Source organism: Xanthomonas citri pv. citri (assembly GCF_000961215.1).
Lineage (GTDB): Bacteria > Pseudomonadota > Gammaproteobacteria > Xanthomonadales > Xanthomonadaceae > Xanthomonas > Xanthomonas cissicola.
Genome location: NZ_CP008998.1, coordinates 3119194 through 3136833, shown reverse-complemented (window position 1 = coordinate 3136833; position 17640 = coordinate 3119194). Strand labels below are relative to the sequence as shown.

15 protein-coding genes are annotated in these 17640 nt (G+C 63.6%); 11 read left to right on the top strand and 4 right to left on the bottom strand.

From position 1 onward, the window contains the following. Window positions 1–88 precede the first annotated feature (88 nt). From infB to pnp, 5 genes are all read left to right on the top strand, one after another. Window positions 89–2803 (top strand): translation initiation factor IF-2, encoded by a 2715-nt coding sequence (gene infB / locus AMD14_RS14085; RefSeq protein WP_011051766.1) that lies wholly within the window; start codon window positions 89–91, stop codon window positions 2801–2803. 140 nt (window positions 2804–2943) lie between these two features. Continuing rightward, window positions 2944–3336, top strand: coding sequence for a 30S ribosome-binding factor RbfA (rbfA, locus tag AMD14_RS14080; RefSeq protein ID WP_011051765.1), 393 nt, complete (start codon window positions 2944–2946; stop codon window positions 3334–3336). A 79-nt stretch (window positions 3337–3415) separates the two neighbouring features. Next, the gene (gene truB / locus AMD14_RS14075; RefSeq protein WP_003485581.1) at window positions 3416–4342 is read left to right on the top strand and encodes a tRNA pseudouridine(55) synthase TruB; all 927 of its coding nucleotides are present in this window, start codon (window positions 3416–3418) and stop codon (window positions 4340–4342) included. Window positions 4343–4498: 156 nt separating this feature from the next. Next, the gene (gene rpsO / locus AMD14_RS14070; RefSeq protein ID WP_003485583.1) at window positions 4499–4759 is read left to right on the top strand and encodes a 30S ribosomal protein S15; all 261 of its coding nucleotides are present in this window, start codon (window positions 4499–4501) and stop codon (window positions 4757–4759) included. Between the two features lie 168 nt (window positions 4760–4927). Continuing rightward, the gene (pnp, locus tag AMD14_RS14065; RefSeq protein WP_005920229.1) at window positions 4928–7042 is read left to right on the top strand and encodes a polyribonucleotide nucleotidyltransferase; all 2115 of its coding nucleotides are present in this window, start codon (window positions 4928–4930) and stop codon (window positions 7040–7042) included. A gap of 223 nt (window positions 7043–7265) precedes the next feature. Here the strand turns inward: pnp and AMD14_RS14060 are convergent, their stop codons facing one another. The 3 genes from AMD14_RS14060 to AMD14_RS14050 form a co-directional block, all read right to left on the bottom strand. After that, entirely contained in the window at window positions 7266–8318 is a 1053-nt protein-coding gene (locus tag AMD14_RS14060) for a DUF2272 domain-containing protein (protein WP_015471879.1), read from the bottom strand. Window positions 8319–8380: 62 nt separating this feature from the next. Further along, on the bottom strand, window positions 8381–9268 hold the full coding sequence (gene nadC / locus AMD14_RS14055; protein WP_015463388.1) for a carboxylating nicotinate-nucleotide diphosphorylase: 888 nt from the start codon (window positions 9266–9268) through the stop codon (window positions 8381–8383). Beyond that, on the bottom strand, window positions 9265–9534 hold the full coding sequence (locus AMD14_RS14050) for a Trm112 family protein (protein ID WP_003485590.1): 270 nt from the start codon (window positions 9532–9534) through the stop codon (window positions 9265–9267). Before AMD14_RS14050 ends, nadC begins: the two co-directional genes overlap by 4 nt. Window positions 9535–9592: 58 nt before the next feature. On the opposite strand from AMD14_RS14050, the gene purE reads away from it, so the two are divergent. Together purE and AMD14_RS14040 are read left to right on the top strand one after the other, a co-directional pair. After that, on the top strand, window positions 9593–10096 hold the full coding sequence (gene purE, locus AMD14_RS14045) for a 5-(carboxyamino)imidazole ribonucleotide mutase (protein WP_003485592.1): 504 nt from the start codon (window positions 9593–9595) through the stop codon (window positions 10094–10096). Further along, window positions 10093–11238, top strand: coding sequence for a 5-(carboxyamino)imidazole ribonucleotide synthase (locus AMD14_RS14040; RefSeq protein WP_011051762.1), 1146 nt, complete (start codon window positions 10093–10095; stop codon window positions 11236–11238). Before purE ends, AMD14_RS14040 begins: the two co-directional genes overlap by 4 nt. A gap of 140 nt (window positions 11239–11378) precedes the next feature. Here the strand turns inward: AMD14_RS14040 and AMD14_RS14035 are convergent, their stop codons facing one another. Beyond that, window positions 11379–11957 (bottom strand): superoxide dismutase, encoded by a 579-nt coding sequence (locus tag AMD14_RS14035; RefSeq protein WP_003485595.1) that lies wholly within the window; start codon window positions 11955–11957, stop codon window positions 11379–11381. Between the two features lie 121 nt (window positions 11958–12078). On the opposite strand from AMD14_RS14035, the gene grxD reads away from it, so the two are divergent. From grxD to AMD14_RS14015, 4 genes are all read left to right on the top strand, one after another. Next, window positions 12079–12399 (top strand): Grx4 family monothiol glutaredoxin, encoded by a 321-nt coding sequence (gene grxD / locus AMD14_RS14030; protein WP_003485599.1) that lies wholly within the window; start codon window positions 12079–12081, stop codon window positions 12397–12399. Continuing rightward, window positions 12396–13139, top strand: coding sequence for an SDR family NAD(P)-dependent oxidoreductase (locus tag AMD14_RS14025; protein ID WP_015463387.1), 744 nt, complete (start codon window positions 12396–12398; stop codon window positions 13137–13139). Before grxD ends, AMD14_RS14025 begins: the two co-directional genes overlap by 4 nt. Then, window positions 13136–13735 carry a YhgN family NAAT transporter gene (locus AMD14_RS14020; RefSeq protein WP_003485603.1) on the top strand — a complete coding sequence of 200 codons (600 nt, stop codon included), beginning with the start codon at window positions 13136–13138 and terminating at the stop codon, window positions 13733–13735. Before AMD14_RS14025 ends, AMD14_RS14020 begins: the two co-directional genes overlap by 4 nt. A 627-nt stretch (window positions 13736–14362) precedes the next feature. Next, complete coding sequence (locus AMD14_RS14015) at window positions 14363–17587, top strand: TonB-dependent receptor (RefSeq protein WP_011051760.1); 3225 nt, start codon at window positions 14363–14365, stop codon at window positions 17585–17587. The last annotated feature ends 53 nt before the right edge of the window (window positions 17588–17640 follow it).

Sequence of the window (17640 nt, the reverse complement as noted above, 5' to 3'; positions counted from 1 at the left end):
ATGAACCGCGCCCTGACCCCATCAGGGCTTAGAATCAGCGTATCCCTTGCTCTGGGCGAGGGGGCGCCAACCAGATCATAGGATCCGAATGTCGCAGCAAACCACCATCCGCAAGCTTGCCGAACTGGTCAATACGCCGGTCGATAAACTGCTGGTTCAACTGGCCGAGGCCGGAATGAAGTTCAGCGGTCCCGACCAGGTCGTGACCAGCACCGAGAAGATGAAACTGCTTGGCTTCCTGCGTCGCACGCACGGCAAGGCCGAAACGTCTGCCGAAGCGGCGAGCGAAGCAGCCAAGAAAATCACGCTCAACCGGCGCAAGCTGCAGGAAGTCACTGTCAACGCCGGCCGCACCAAGACCACGGTCAACGTGGAAGTGCGGCAGAAGCGCACCTACGTGAAGTCCGAGAACGAAGGTGGCGGCCGCGCCGCGCCGATGACGCCGGACGAAGAACGCGCCGATATCCTGCGCAAGCTCGAGGAATCGCGTCAGCGCAACCTCGAAGAGCAGCAGCGCCTGGCCGAAAGCGACCGCGTGCGCGACGAAGCAATTCAGCGCAAGCGCGAGGAAGAGCAGGCCGCCAAGGACCGTGCAGAAGCCGAGCGCAAGGCTGCCGAGGAAGCCGCTGCGGCTGCCAGTGCGCCGGCCCCGGTTGCTGATGCGCCGAAGCCGTCTGCCGCGGCGCCGGCTGCGCGTTTGCCTTCTTCGCCGTCCTCCGCACCGCGTGCGGCACGCCCGGCGGGTGCATCTCCGGCCTCGCGTCCGGCAGCGCCGGCACGTGCGGACGACCGCAGTAATGCCGCCAAGCACAAGACGCGCGGTTCGCACGTCATGGTGGCCGGGGTCGAGGACGACGATGCGACCAAGCGCTTCGCCGGGCAGTTGCATCTGTCCGCGGCCGATCGCGCACGGCGTTCCAATGTGCGCGGCAAGCCGACCGGTCGCCCGGGTTCGTCGTCCTCGCGCCGCGGTAACGACAGCGGCCGTGGCGGCAGCCAGGCCAACAGCGGCCCGCACGGCTTCGAGCGCCCCACCGCACCGGTGGTGCGTGAAGTGGCGATCGGCGAGACCATCACCGTTGCAGACCTGGCGCAGAAACTCGCGCTCAAGGGCGGCGACGTGGTCAAGGCGTTGTTCAAGATGGGCGTCATGGCGACCATCACCCAGAGCATCGATCACGACACTGCGGCACTGGTGACCGAAGAGCTCGGCCATAAAGCAGTGCGTGCCGACAATGCCGACTTCGAGGATGCGCTGCTGGCGCATGCCGAGGATGCGCAGGGCGAGGCCACGTCGCGTCCGCCGGTGGTCACCATCATGGGTCACGTCGATCACGGCAAGACCTCGCTGCTGGATTACATCCGCCGTACCAAGATCGCCTCCGGCGAAGCCGGCGGCATTACCCAGCACATCGGTGCGTACCACGTCGAAACCGGTCGTGGCGTCATCAGCTTCCTGGATACGCCCGGCCATGCCGCGTTTACCTCGATGCGTGCCCGTGGCGCCAAGATCACCGACATCGTGGTGCTGGTGGTTGCCGCCGACGATGGCGTGATGCCGCAGACCAAGGAAGCGGTTGCGCATGCCAAGGCGGCAGGCGTGCCGCTGATCGTGGCGGTCAACAAGATCGACAAGACCGGCGCGGATCCGCTGCGGGTCAAGAACGAGCTGCTGGCCGAAAACGTGGTGGCCGAAGAATTCGGTGGCGACACCCAGTTCATCGAAGTGTCGGCCAAGCTCGGTACCGGCGTGGACACGCTGCTGGACGCGATTTCGCTGCAGGCCGAAGTGCTGGAACTCAAGGCCGTGGCCGAGGGCCGCGCCAGCGGTACCGTCATCGAATCCTCGCTGGACAAGGGCCGCGGCCCGGTTGCGACGGTGCTGGTGCAGCAGGGTGCGCTGAAGCGTGGCGACTATCTGGTGTGCGGCATCCAGTACGGTCGCGTGCGTGCGTTGTTCGACGAAACCGGCCATCAGCCGGCCTCGGCGGGCCCGTCGATTCCGGTGCAGGTCCTGGGTTTGTCCGGCGTGCCGGAAGCTGGCGACGACTTCGTGGTCGTCGACGACGAGCGTCTGGCCAAGGACGTGGCGCAGCAGCGCGAAACCAAGCGCCGCGAGTCGCGTCTGGTTGCCTCGGCGACCAACCGCATGGAAGACATCCTGGCCCAGATGGGCAAGGGCGAAGGCCAGCAGGTGTTGAACCTGGTGATCAAGGCCGACGTGCAGGGCTCGGTGGAAGCGCTCAAGCAGTCGCTGGTGGCGTTGTCCAACGAGGACATCCGCATCAACGTGATCCACTCCGGCGTGGGCGGCATCACCGAATCCGACGCGAATTCGGCCGCTGCTTCCAAGGCGACGATCATCGGCTTCAACGTGCGTGCGGATGCCTCGGCGCGCAAGATCGTCGAGTCCAACGGGATCGACCTGCGTTACTTCTCGATCATCTATGACGTGATCGATCAGGTGAAGCAGGTGGCCTCCGGTCTGCTCGGCGTGGAAATCCGCGAAGAGATCATCGGTATCGCACAGGTGCGCGATGTGTTCCGCAGCTCGAAGTTCGGCGCGGTTGCAGGCTGCATGGTCATCGAAGGCGTGGTCAAGCGCAGCAAGCCGATCCGCGTGCTCCGCGACAGCGTCGTGGTGTTCGAAGGCGAGCTGGAATCGCTGCGTCGCTTCAAGGAAAACGTCGACGAAGTGCGCAACGGTACCGAATGCGGTATCGGCGTGAAGGCCTACAACGACGTCAAGGCCGGCGACCAGATCGAGTGCTTCGAGCGTATCGAAGTGGCCCGTACGCTGTAACGGCTGCCGGGGCCCGCGGGCCCCGGACTCCGCCCTGCGTTGTCCAGTGCAGGTTCTGCAAGGCGAGGGCGGCATGGCCGCCCGCGTTTGTTTTTGGCTTCGGTGCCTACTGGCCCTCCGAATCAACCAGGTCCACGACCATGCCAACCAAATCATTCCATCGCACCGACCGCGTATCTGCGCAGGTGCGTCGCGACCTCGGCACGATCGTGCACGCGGCCGTGCGCGACAATGGCCTGCCGTCGGTCAGCGTGTCCGACGTCGAAATCAGTCGCGACCTGGCGCACGCCAAGGTCTTCGTCACCGCGCTGCAGCAGGAGCGTTCGGCCGAAGCGGTCAAGGGGCTCAAGGAAATCGCCGGCCAGCTGCGTACGCAGTTGGCGCGCGCGATGAAGCTGCGCCACGTACCCGAGCTGCACTTCCATTACGACGATTCGGTCGATCGCGGCGAACGCATCGACAATCTGCTGCGTGACCTTGACGACGTTGGCCCCGAGGCCACGTCCAGCGACGAAGATGCCGAACAGCGCTGAGCGCTGTCACGGCCTGCCGCTTCTGCCGCGGCCCTGATTCCCGCGGGCGCGCACTGCGCCTGATTCGAGCACCGATCCTTTGAAACCCCGCATCGTCTACCGCCCGTTGCACGGCATCCTGCTGCTGGACAAGCCGTCGGGGCTGAGCTCCAACAATGCACTGCAGGCCGCACGCCGGTTATTGCGTGCAGAGAAGGGCGGCCATACCGGCAGCCTGGATCCGCTGGCCACCGGCCTGTTGCCGCTCTGTTTTGGCGAAGCGACCAAGATCGCCGGACTGCTGCTCGGTTCAGCCAAGGCGTACGACGCCGAGATCGTGTTGGGCGTCACCACCGACACCGACGATGCCGACGGCGAGTCGCTGCGCGAGCGTGCGGTGCCGGATCTGAGCGAGGCCGATCTCCAGGCGGCGCTGGCGCCTTTCATCGGCCGTATCCAGCAACAGGCGCCGATTTATTCCGCGCTCAAGCAGGGCGGCGAGCCGCTGTACGCCAAGGCGCGACGCGGCGAACGTATCGAAGCGCCGGTGCGCGAGGTGGATGTGCAGGCGATCGAGGTGCTGGGCTACGGCGCCCCACGTCTGCGCCTGCGCGTGACCTGCGGTTCGGGCACGTATATCCGCAGCCTGGCGCGTGACCTGGGCGAGGCGCTGGGATGTGGAGCGCACATCGCCTCGCTGCGTCGGCTGTGGGTGGAGCCGTTTCGCGCTCCGCAGATGATCACGCTGGAGGCGTTGTCGGCAGTTTTGGAAGCGGGTGCCGAGGCGCAGACACTATTGCTGCCGATCGAGGCCGGCCTGGCCGATTTTGCGCGAATCGTGCTCGATCAAACCCGCGCGGCGCGTTTTCGCATGGGCCAGCGCTTGCGTGATGCCGCATTTCCAACGGGGCAGGTGGCCGTATTCGGACCTGACGGAACCCCCTCCGGACTAGGCCTGGTGGACGCCGACGGGCGCTTGTCGCCACAACGATTATTCAATGGACTGAACGAAATTCCGGCCTGTTAAGATTTTGTCAACTTGTTCCCTGGGCCGGGCGACGTTACAATTTCGCGGCCCCGATCGGGGCACCTTAGCGCCAAGCGCGCTCATCCTAAGCAAACGGCGAGTCCGACGGTGCGTCATGCACGTTCCTGTCGACCACGCATCTATCGAGAAAACATCATGTCCGTCGACACCCAGAAAGTTATTGAAGACAACAAGCGCAGCGCCCAGGACACCGGTTCGCCGGAAGTGCAGGTCGCTCTGCTGACCGCGCGCATCGAGCTGCTGACCGGCCACTTCAAGACCCACAAGAAGGATCACCACAGCCGTCGTGGTCTGCTGCAGATGGTCAACCGTCGCCGCAGCTTGCTCGACTACTTGAAGAAGAAGGACAACGAGCGTTACAAGTCCTTGATCGAGAAGCTCGGCCTGCGCCGCTAATCGAGTCCTACCGCCGCGGCGCAGCGATGCGCCGCGGTTTTGTTTTGTTCAATCGCACGACGTTTCAAGCAATACGCACTCTTGGGCCGGAGCCTCCCGGCCGCCCGTTCTCGGCATGGGTCGACGACGGTCCAACGCAGACAGCAATACCTAAGGGAAAAAACCTCCGTGGCAAAAATCACCAAAACCTTCCAGTACGGCAAGCACACCGTCACTCTTGAGACGGGCGAAATCGCTCGCCAGGCAGGCGGCGCCGTGATCGTCAAGGTCGACGACACCGTACTGCTGGTCACCGCCGTCGCCGCCAAGAGCGCGCGCGAAGGGCAGGACTTCTTTCCTCTGACGGTCGATTATCAGGAGAAGTTCTACGCTGGCGGCCGCATCCCGGGCGGCTTCTTCAAGCGCGAAGGACGCGCGACCGAGAAGGAAACGTTGATCTCGCGCCTGATCGATCGTCCGATCCGTCCGCTGTTCCCGGAGGACTACAAGAACGAAGTGCAGATCATCGCCACCGTGATGTCGATGAACCCGGACATCGACGGCGATATCGCCGCGCTGATCGGCGCCTCGGCTGCACTGTCGCTGGCAGGCACTCCCTTCAAGGGCCCGATCGGCGCCGCCAAGGTCGGCTACAAGAACGGCGAATACATCCTCAACCCGACCGTGACCGAGCTGAAGGATTCGCAGCTGGAGTTGGTCGTGGCCGGTACCGCCAACGCGGTGCTGATGGTCGAGTCCGAAGCCGAGTTGCTGTCCGAAGAAGTCATGCTGGGCGCAGTGACGTTCGGCCATCGCGAGATGCAGAAGGTCATCAACGTCATCAACGAGCTGACCGTCGAGGCCGGCACCAAGCCGTCCGACTGGGTGGCCCCGGCGAAGAACGACGGCATGATCGCTGCCCTGAAGGAAGCGGTGGGCGACCAGCTGGCGTCGGCGTTCCAGGTGCGCGACAAGCTGCAGCGCCGCGATGCGATTTCCGCGATCAAGAAGGACGTGCTGGGCGCACTGGCGCCGCGCGCCACCATCGAAGGCTGGGCTGCCGGTGATCTGGCCAAGGAATTCGGCGAGCTGGAATACCAGACCATGCGTGGTTCGGTGTTGAGCACCAAGGTGCGTATCGACGGTCGTGCACTGGATACCGTGCGTCCGATCAGCGCCACGGCCGGTGTGTTGCCGCGTACCCATGGCTCGGCGCTGTTTACCCGCGGCGAGACGCAGGCGATCGTGATCACCACGCTGGGCACCGCGCGCGACGGTCAGGTCATCGACGCGGTGTCGGGCGAGTACAAGGAAAATTTCCTGTTCCATTACAACTTCCCTCCGTACTCGGTGGGCGAGTGCGGTCGTTTCGGTGCGCCGAAGCGTCGCGAAATCGGCCACGGCCGCCTGGCCAAGCGCGGCGTGCTGGCAGTGATGCCGACCCTGGAAGAATTCCCGTACACCATCCGCGTGGTCTCGGAAATCACCGAATCCAACGGTTCGTCCTCGATGGCATCGGTCTGCGGCAGCTCGCTGGCGCTGATGGATGCTGGCGTGCCGATCAAGGCGCCGGTCGCGGGTATCGCAATGGGCCTGGTCAAGGAAGGCAACGACTTCGTCGTGCTCTCCGACATCCTGGGTGACGAAGATCACCTCGGCGACATGGACTTCAAGGTGGCCGGTACTGCCGAAGGCGTGTCCGCCCTGCAGATGGACATCAAGATCGAAGGCATCACCGAAGAGATCATGAAGCAGGCATTGCAGCAGGCCAAGGCTGGCCGTCTGCACATCCTGGGCGAGATGGCGCATGCGCTGACCACCCCGCGTCAGGAGCTGAGCGACTACGCGCCGCGCCTGCTCACCATCAAGATCCACCCGGACAAGATCCGCGAAGTGATCGGCAAGGGTGGCTCGACCATCCAGGCCATCACCAAGGAAACCGGCACGCAGATCGACATCCAGGACGATGGCACGATCATCATCGCCTCGGTCAATGCCATCGCTGCGCAGGCTGCGAAGTCGCGCATCGAACAGATCACCTCGGACGTGGAGCCGGGCCGCATCTACGAAGGCAAGGTCGCCAAGATCATGGACTTCGGTGCGTTCGTCACCATCCTGCCGGGCAAGGACGGCCTGGTGCACGTCTCGCAGATTTCCAGCGAGCGCGTGGAGAAGGTCGGCGACAAGTTGAAGGAAGGCGATCTGGTCCGCGTCAAGGTGCTGGAAGTGGACAAGCAGGGCCGCATCCGCCTGTCGATCAAGGCAGTGGAAGAAGGCGAAGGCGTGCAGGCGTCGGCCGAGTAATCGCTGCGCGCTGATGCATCACGCGTGATGCATGACGAAAGAGCGGGCTTCGGCCCGCTTTTTTGTTGTGTGGGATTGGTATTAATTCCTTCTCCCATCGGGAGAAGGTGGCGCGCAGCGCCGGATGAGGGTACGGGCGGAGCCTCGTGCTGTGAGCTGAACGAAGCCTCCGTCACGTACCCTCACCCCAACCCCTCTCCCACAGGACAAGGGCTATCTCACCTTACTCAGGTTGTTGTGTCGGCGAAGGCTGTGCTTCCGGGCGCGGCGGTACGACCCGCGGGAAGCCCGGCGGCATCGTTTGTTCTGCAGGCGCGGTGTCGGGTGTCGGCAGCGGCGCCGTCGGCGGCGGCGCAGCCACTGCTGCATCGGGACGCAGTTTCAACAGTGCGGCCCAGTCGCGGCGATTGAAGTCGCACAATTCTTCGTGCGCCGGCGTGCATTCGCTGGCGATGCCCAGGCTGTCTTCGTTCTGGTCCTGGGTGCTGTCCGACTGCGGTGTCGGCAACACGACGCGGCCGGCACGATCCAACGGCATCTTGCGCATCATCACCGTGTTGAACACGTTGCCGCCGATCAGGTATAGCGTGCGATCGCCGCCGACATTGGCGGCCACCACCACATCGCAATGCGACTGCCATGGCATCGGTGCGCTGCCGCCCAACGCGGCCTTCAGGCCGGCATAGCCCATCGCGGTGCTGCGGCCGCGCAGCAGACACAGCAGATCGCCGGGCGCCGGCTTCTCGGCTGCCGGATCGGTGAACCGGTACGGCCCGGTAGCGCCGTCGTTGTAGGCGCTGCGGATGTAATCCAGATGCCGCGCGGAGCGATGAAAACCGCTCAGCCCCGACTGCGTCATCACCCAGGAAATGAAAGCGGCCGACCATGGGTTGTCGATCAGAAATGCACGGCAGTCGCTGGCGGTGTAGCGCGTGCCATCCAATGCCACGCAGCTCGATGCGCCAGGCCTGCCGCCCATCGACGCAAGCGTGCCGCTGTCGCGCCAGTAGCCTGCAACGCGTTGCCAGGCGACCACGCCGTGATCGGCCAGATAGCCCGATTCGGCTTCGGTGACGCCCAGGCTGGCCAGGCGCCCCTTGGCATCGATAAACGGACGTTGCCACAGCCGGTGCTCATTGCAGGCGCTGCGCACGATGGCGGTCGCGGCGGGACTCGTTCCGAACCGTGGCGGGATATCGCACACCTCCGCAGCCGCAGCGCTACTTCCGATACCTGCCAGCAAGAAGCAGATCCACGGCCAAGGTTTGACGGTCATTGCAGGTCCTGCATGGAAACATCGCAGCAGGCTGCCAGAGCCGGCTGCGCGCACGCGTGAAATCAGCGCGCTGGCGGCGGGCCGAGTTTGAGCGACAGATCCACTGCCTGCACATGCTTGGTGAGCCCGCCAATCGAAATGCAGTCCACCCCGTCTTCGGCAATCGCGCGAATGCCGGCCAGATCCACGCTGCCGGAAACTTCCAGCGGAATGCGCCGTTCTGGCGGTAATGCGCCAACGATACGCACCGCTTCTCGACGCATGGGCTGGTCGAAGTCGTCGATCAGGATGCGCGTGCAGCCAATCTGCAGTGCTTCATGCAGTTGCTCCAGCGTTTCCACTTCCACCACCAGCGGCAACTGCGGTTGCCGCGCGCGTGCGGCATGCACGGCAGCGCTCAACGAGCCGGCGGCGCGGATGTGGTTCTCCTTGAGCATCACCGTGTCGAACAGGCCGATGCGGTGATTGTCGCCACCACCGCAGCGCACAGCGTATTTCTGCGCGGCGCGCAGGCCCGGCAGCGTCTTGCGTGTGTCCAGAATGCGCGCTTGCGTCCCGGCCACCGCAGCCACATACGCCGCGGTGGTGGTCGCCGTGGCAGACAGCGTCTGCATGAAATTGAGCGAGGTGCGTTCGGCACTGACCAGGCTACGGCTGCGCCCCTGCAACAGCGCAAGCACCGTGCCGGCCCCGACGTGCTGGCCTTCGTGCACCTGCCAGTCGATGCGTACCTGCGGGTCGAGCGCGCGGTGGGTGGCATCGAACCAGGGACGGCCGGCGATGACCGCATCCTGCTTGCACAGCAGGTAGGCACTGTCGGCCTGGTCGGGCAGCAGCGCGGCGGTGACATCGCCGCTGCCCATGTCTTCGGCCAGGGCGCGCGCCACATCCGCCTCGATCGATTCGACGGGTGGCGCGTCCGGCACGTTCGTGCGCACGGGCAGGCTCACTTCTCGGGGAAGTCGGCGATTTGTGCAGTGGCGATGGCTTCTTCGGCCAGCAGCACCGGAATGCCGTCGTCGACGCGGAAGATCTGCTTGCGGTCGCGGGTGATCAGCGCTTCACGCAGCGGCTGGGTTTGTGCGGCGCCGTCGGCGCGCTGAAGGGCTCCGCCTGCGATGGCGGCATTGAGTGCTTCCAGGCCCTTGCCGTCGAGCAGCGAAAGCGGCTGGCGGGTGTCGGGCGAGCACAGCAGGTCGAGCAATTTGCGATCCATCGAAGTCTTGTCTTGCGTGGAGATTGGCTAGAATACGTCTTTACCGCAGGGCAGGGCCATGACCTCCAACCACTCCGCGCCGCTGGTCGGCATCGTGATGGGTTCCCGTTCGGATTGGGAGACCATGCAACACGCAGCTCAGAAGCTCGACGCGCTGGGCGTGCCGTACGAAGTCAAGGTGGTCTCGGCGCACCGCACCCCGGACGTCTTGTTCGCCTACGCCGAACAGGCGGGCGCCCGTGGACTGCGCGCGATCATCGCCGGCGCCGGCGGCGCGGCGCATCTGCCGGGCATGCTGGCTGCCAAGACTGCAGTGCCGGTGCTTGGTGTGCCGGTGCAGTCCAAGGCGCTTAACGGCATGGATTCGCTGCTGTCGATCGTGCAGATGCCGGCCGGCATTCCGGTGGCCACCTTCGCCATCGGCAATGCGGGTGCGGCCAATGCGGCGTTGTTTGCGGCGGCCATGCTGGCGCCGGAGCAGACGCAGATCGGTCAGGCGCTGGCGCAGTTCCGCGCCAAGCAGACCGACGATGTCATGGCCAGCGACGACCCGCGCCAATGAGCACGCTCGGCATTCTGGGTGGCGGCCAGCTGGCGCGCATGCTGGTACTTGCCGGTGCGCCGCTCGGCATACGCTTTGCGGTCTTCGATCCGGTAGCCGATGCCTGCGCTGGCCAGGTGGCACCGCTGCAGGTTGGCGCGTTCGATGACGTGGCGACCCTTGCCGCATTCGCCGAGCAGGTGGATGTGATCACTTTCGATTTCGAAAACGTGCCGGCCACCAGCGCGCAGCAACTTGCCGCCCAGGTGCCGGTGTTTCCCAGTCCGGCTGCGCTTGCGGTTGCGCAGGACCGGCTCAGCGAAAAAACCTTGTTCCGCGAGCTCGGCATTCCGGTGCCGGAGTTTGCCGCGATCGACGACCGCGCCGGCCTGGATGCAGCGCTCGCACGGATCGGCACGCCCTGCGTGCTGAAGACGCGCCGCTTCGGCTACGACGGCAAGGGCCAGTTCCGTATCAAGTCGCTCGCCGATGCCGATGCAGCGTGGGACGCGCTGGGCGCACAGGCGGCGCACGTCGGATTGATCGTGGAAGCGTTCGTGCCGTTCCAGCGCGAGGTCAGCGTGGTTGCAGTGCGTGGGCGCGATGGCGAATTCCGCGCCTGGCCATTGACCGAAAACTGGCATGTGGACGGTGTGCTGTCGGCCAGCCTGGCACCGGCCAGCGTGGAGGCGGCACTCCAAGCCTCGGCCGAATCGCACGCGCGTGCCGTGGCGGAAAAGCTCGACTACGTCGGCGTATTTGCGCTGGAGCTGTTCATGCGCGACGGTGAGTTGCTTGCCAACGAAATGGCGCCGCGCGTGCATAACTCGGGGCATTGGACCATCGAAGGCGCCGAGACCTCGCAATTCGAAAATCATGTGCGGGCGGTCCTTGGCTTGCCACTGGGCAGTACTGCGATGCGTGGCCACGCCTGCATGCTCAACTGGCTGGGTGCGATGCCAGACGCCAGGGCGTTTCTGGCGGTGCCCGGTGGGCATTGGCACGACTATGGCAAGCAAGCCCGCGATGGACGCAAGGTGGGGCACGCAACGCTGCGCGCGGAGACGGCGCAGGCGCTTGCGCTGGCAGTGAGCGACGCCGGCGCGGCGCTGCAGCGCGATGCGCAAGCCCGGCCGGTGGTTGCGCGTTTGAACGAAGGGTGATGGGCGCAGCATGTCGGTGGCCATGACGTGCGACGTCACGCGCCGTCTGCGAGGCAAGTCGGTGTCGGACGCGGACCCGTCCTGCAATGTTTCAGCAGATGAGCCAGTCTGCATCTGCGACTGAAAGCTGAGCGGGCAGGTCAGCCCAGTCGGCTTGCGACAAAATCCCAGTTCACCAGCTTCCAGAAAGCCTCCAGGTAGCGCGCGCGATCCTGCTGGTAGTCAAGGTAATACGCATGCTCCCAGATGTCGCAGGCGAGCAGCGGAACGTCCGGCCCGGTGAGCGGGGTGGAGGCATTGGGTGTGGCGACCACCGCCAACGCGCCGTCCGGGCGCTGCACCAGCCACACCCAGCCCGAGCCGAAGCTGGTCAAGGCCACACGATTGAACTCCTGCTTGAAATGCACGAAGTCGCCGAACGATTTGGCGATGCCCTCGCCCAGCCGCCCAAGCGGCTCCCCGCCAGCGCGCGGACGCAGGCACTGCCAATAGAAATTGTGGTTCCACACCTGCGCGGCGAGATGAAACAACGTGCCCTGCGCCTGGGCGATGATTTCTTCCAGCGTCAGCTCGGCTAATTCGCTGCCTTCCAGGCGCGCGTTGAGCTGTTCGACCTCGCTGCGGTGACAGACGCCGTGATGCGCTTCCAGTGTCGCAGACGAAAGATGCGGTTCCAGGGCAGCGCGGGAGTAGGGCAGTGCAACGTGTTCGATCGGCATGATGTCAGTGGCAGCGAAGGGAGTGCGGCGATAGGTCGCGCTGAAGGCTTACAATGCGCGCCTTTGCGGAAGTCTATCCGACCCGGCGGTCGGGCCTGCCGCTCCCAGTCAGGAGAGTCCAATGCCGGTGATGGAACGGATCCAGGCCGAAGTCGAACAACACCCGATCGTGCTGTTCATGAAAGGCACCCCGCAATTTCCGATGTGCGAGTTTTCCAGTCGCGCCGTGCAGGCCCTGGTCGCCGCCGGTGCCGACCAACTGCGCACGGTCAACGTGTTGGAAGAACCCGAAGTGCGCGCCAATCTGCCGCGCTACTCCAACTGGCCCACGTTTCCGCAGCTGTTCATCCATGGCGAGCTGATCGGCGGCTGCGACATCACGCTGGAGCTGTTCGAAGCCGGCGAGCTCAAGCGCATCGTCAGCGAGGCGTACCAGCCGTGAGTTCGGTGCAGGCCCAGTCGCAGTCGGCTGCCTTGTCGGGACGTGTCGTGCTGATCACCGGCGCCGCTGGTGGCCTTGGCGCCGCTGCGGCGCAGGCATGCGCGGCGGCAGGCGCCACGGTGGTCCTGCTTGGTCGCAAGGTGCGCCCGCTGGAACGCATCTACGACGCGGTTGCAGCGCTGGGTGACGAGCCGCTGCTATATCCGCTGGATCTGGCCGGCGCCACGCCGGACGACTACGCCACGCTTGCGCAACGGTTGCAGACCGAGCTTGGTGGCCTGCATGGCCTGCTGCACTGCGCCGCCGACTTTTCCGGCCTGACGCCAACCGAACTCGTCTTACCTACCGATTTCGCACGCACCTTGCACGTCGACCTGACCGCGCGCGCCTGGCTGACCCAGGCATGCTTGCCGCTGTTGCGGCAGCAGGACGATGCGGCAGTCGTCTTCGTGGTGGACGACCCCGCGCGTGTGGGTCAGGCCTATTGGGGAGCGTATGGCGCCGCCCAGCATGCGCAGCGCGGCTTGATCGCCACCTTGCATCATGAAACCGCCGCCGGCCCGGTGCGCGTCAGCGGCCTGCAGCCCGGCCCGATGCGCACCGCATTGCGCGCACGCGCTTTCACCCATCACGAAGACAACGACGCGGTCGAGGCCGCACGTTACGCCCCTGCGTGCGTCGGCGTACTGTCAGCCGCGGGGGCGATGCATCGCGGTGCGATCTGGAGTCCGCCGGTATGACCATTCTTTCCGCGGCGCTGCTGCTGTTCCTGATTCTCGACCCGCTGGGCAACATTCCAGTGTTTCTCAGCGTGCTCAAGCCGCTGCCGCCCAAGCGCCAGCGCTTCGTGCTTGCGCGTGAACTGCTGATCGCGCTGTGCGTGTTGATGGCGTTCCTGTGGGGCGGCAAGTACGCGCTGGAGCTGATGCACCTGCGGCAGGAATCGGTGGCCATTGCCGGCGGCATCGTGCTGTTTGTGATCGGCATCCGCATGATCTTCCCGCGGCCCGAGGGCCTGATGGGCGAAATCCCCGACGGCGAGCCCTTCATCGTGCCGCTGGCCATCCCGCTGGTGGCCGGCCCGTCCGGCATGGCCGCGGTGATGCTGATGGGCAGCAACGAGCCCACGCGGCTGTGGGACTGGAGCCTTGCGCTGATGATTGCCTGGATCGGCGCCTCGTCGATCCTGGCCGCCGCGCCGCTGTTGTACAAACTGCTCGGCCACCGCGCCCTGACGGCCATCGAGCGCCTGATGGGCATGCTGCTGGTCGCCATCTCGGTACAGATGTTCCTGGACGGCCTGGGCACGTACTTCAAGCTGCCGGTGTCGATCTAGCGCAGCTCTCGGCGGCTTGCCGATTACCTCGGGGTATGGCCGCAATGTGCGCCGATGGGCTAGGTCTCAACCCGCACTGGCGTGGTTTACGTGCTCGCGGCCCATGGTTCCAGCGACTGACTAGCGCAACATGGCGCCCAGACAGTCGCGGTGCCACGTGATGGTTTCTGGACGATGGGGACGGGTCGCCCTTGGCCGCTGGCGACTGTCTTGAGGTCGATCGGTCAGTGAAGCAAGACGGCAAGTGGAGTGTCATAGTCGGCGGAGTGCATGGCCATGTGGCAACCCCATGTGCAGCACGCATGCATTGGCCGAAGGCAGGCGTTTGGGCCTGTTGATCGTATCTGCCGACGCGGCAGCTCCAAAGGCGCGACGTGCGTCTCGCTCCGGTTGCGATCTTGCACGATTTGGCGACTCCGCCTTTACCTTCGCAATTCATGTAGCAGCGCGCGAAGTTTGTCACGCCGCCGTCACAATCAGGCCTTAGCGTGTTAATCTGTTGTTAACCGTTGCGGCAGCAACCAGTCGCGCGGCAAGGGATCCCAGATCATCGGCAGCCCACCCCCGGGAACGGTTGGGCTGACTGCGCCTTTTTGTCACTGCCCAACTTGTATCGAGGCTACCGAAATGACCCACCCCCGTTATCTCCGCATGTCCAAGCTGACGCTTGGCCTTGTCGCCGCGCTCGCCGCCGCTCCTGTGTTTGCGCAAAGCACCTCGGCTGGCGTCGCCGGCCTGGTGACCGGCAGCGGCGGCCAGCCCGTCCCGAACGCCGAAGTCACCATTACGCACGTGGAGTCCGGAACGGTCAGCCGCGCCACCACCGATGCCAGCGGACGCTATAACGCGCGCGGCTTGCGTGTGGGCGGCCCGTACACCATCACCATCACCGCCTCGGGCGCTGGCAACACCACCCGCGAAGGTGTGTATCTGAATCTGGACAAGGTCAACCAGGTCGATGCCGCCCTGGGCGGCGATCTGGCGACGCTGGGCACCGTGCAGGCGATCGCCGGCAACTACGGCTCGGCCATTTTCAGCGCCAACAAGATGGGCACCGGTACCAACGTGACCCGCGAAGAAATCGAGTCGCTGCCGTCGATCAACCGTAACCTGCAGGACTATGTGCGCCTGGATCCGCGCGTCGCGCAAACCGACAAGGCGCGCAACGAAATCTCCATCGCCGGCCAGAACCCGCGCTACAACGCGATCCGCGTCGACGGCATCAGCACTAACGATGCCTTCGGCCTGGAATCCAACAGCCTGCCGACCCCGCGCCAGCCGTTCTCGATGGACGTCATCGATGAAATCTCGGTGGACGTGGCGAACTACGACGTGACGATCAGTGGCGGCACCGGTGGCGTGATCAATGCCGTCACCAAGTCGGGTACTAACGAATTCCACGGCTCGGTCTACGGCACTTATCGTGAGAACGATTGGTCGGGCAAGAACCAGAACAACATCCGCCCGCAGCTGTTCGACAACGAAGCGACGTATGGTCTGACCCTGGGTGGCCCGATCGTCAAGGACAAATTGTTCTTCTTCGCGAACTACGAGAAGTACAAGGGCAAGGGCGTGTTTACCGGTAACAGTGGCTACGGTCCGACCGGTTCTGGTGCCAGCAATGAAGTCGGTATTACCCAGGCGCAGGTCGATCAGGTGATCGATATCTCGCGCAATGTCTATGGCTTCGACCCAGGGACCCTGGCCTTGCCGGCATTGGATTCTGATTCGGAAGAGAAGGGCTTCAAGCTGGATTGGAACATCAGCGACAAGCATCGTGGTTCGTTCCGCTATGGCAAGTCCGAGCAGAGCACGGCCAATCTCAACGGTTTCGGCAACAACCAGCTGGCGTTGAACTCGTACCATTATGTGCGCGACTTCGAACTTGAGACCTACACCGGTCAGTTGTTCAGCGACTGGACCGATACCTTCTCGACCGAAGCCAAGGTGTCGTATCGCGATTACTCGGCAGTTCGTACTGCGGCATCGCAGTTGCCGGCTATCGCTGTGCGTTTCGGCAACAACACCTTAAACCTCGGTACTGAGGCCAATACCCAGGCTAACGAGTTGCGCACCGAAACCTGGAACGCGTTCTTCGCCGGCACGCTGTTCTTGAACGACCACACGGTCAAGTTCGGGTTCGACTACGAAGACAACGACATCTACAACTTGTATGGGCCGCGTGTCTTCGGTAGCTACACCTTCAATTCGGTTGCCAATTACCAGGCAAATTTGCCGAACGCGTATCGTTACTCGTATTCGCCCACCGGGATCGACAATATCGCTGCGAAGTGGGGCATGCGGAACGTGGGCGTGTTCTTGCAGGATTCTTGGGCCGTCAATAGCAACCTGACAATGAACTTCGGCCTGCGTTATGACGAGCCGATGGTGAAGAACTCACCGCAGTTCAACCAGGCTGCGTTCAACGCATTCGGTCTCCGCAATGATGAAACCATTGACGGCAACGGCTTGTGGCAGCCGCGCTTTGGTTTCAACTACACCTTCGATGCAGATCGTCCTACCCAGCTGCGTGGCGGCGTTGGTCTGTTCCAGGGTGCTGCCGCGTCGGTTTGGTTGTCCAACCCGTATTCCAACACTGGTTTGGCTTATACCGATTACAACTTCAACAACGCGTCCAACAGTGGTATCCGCTTCACGCCGGATATCAACAACCAGCCGCGCGGAACATCGGGCGCCACGCAGTCGGTCGACTTTGTTGACAAGGATCTGGGTCAGCCGGCCGTTTGGAAAGCAAACCTCGCGTTCGATACCGAGTTGCCGTGGTACGGCATCGTCGCCTCGATGGAAGGTGTGGTGACCAAGGTCAAGGAAGCGATTTATTACCAGCAGCTCAATCTTGGTAATCCGACGGCAGTTGGCCAGGATGGTCGTGATATCTACTGGAATGCCAATGGCCGCAATCCGGCTAACTGGAATTCCCTCGGTAATGCCTGTCTTCGTGAGACCGGCGTGGCGGCTGGTTCGTCATGTGTGAACAGCGGTACCGATATCCGTGCTGGTCGCAACACGAGCTTCAACGATGCCATCATCGCGCGCTCCACCGATCAGGGTGGCTCGCAGAGTTTCACTGTCGGCTTGAACAAGCCGTTCAATGACAGCGACTGGTCGTGGAGTTTGGCTTACACCTACTCAAACGCGAAGGAAGTCAGTGGTCTGACCAGTTCCACTTCGAGTTCGCAGTTGCTCAACACCGCAACCTTCCAGGCGAATGAAGAGGTCAATGCAACCTCCGCGTACGAAATTAAGGACAGTTTCCTGGGTACGCTGCAGTGGAAGCATAATTTCTTCGGGGATTTTGCAACGAAGGTCGGTCTTGTGTATCAAGGCCGCAGCGGTCGTCCCTACAGCTATACGTTCGACAACGACGCCAATGGCGACGGTCGCTCCAACGACCTGTTGTACATCCCGGCGGCGCGTGGCGATGTGCTGTTCCGTAACGCGGCTGAAGAAAACGCGTTCTGGAACTACGTCAACAACGACCAGTACTTGTCCACGCACAAGGGCCAGGTTGCCGGCCGCAATGCGGTACGTAATTCGTGGGTCAACCAATTCGATCTGCACATTGAGCAGGAGCTTCCTGGCTTCTTCGATGGCAACAAGGCGCAGATCTGGGTCGACGTCATGAATGTCGGCAATCTGCTCAACAAAAAATGGGGTCGCGTCGATGAGTACGCATTCCCGGGCTTCAAGGGCGTTGCTGAATACGGCGGTATCGATGCAGCAACTGGCAAGTACGTTTACCGCTTCAACGAGCCGGATGCAGCGACCATCTACGACGACAAGGGCATCTCCCGCTGGGCGCTGCAGCTGGGCTTCCGCTACCAGTTCTAAAGCCGGCTAGCGTGTCGATGTTTGCAAAAACGGCCGGGGTCTCCCGGCCGTTT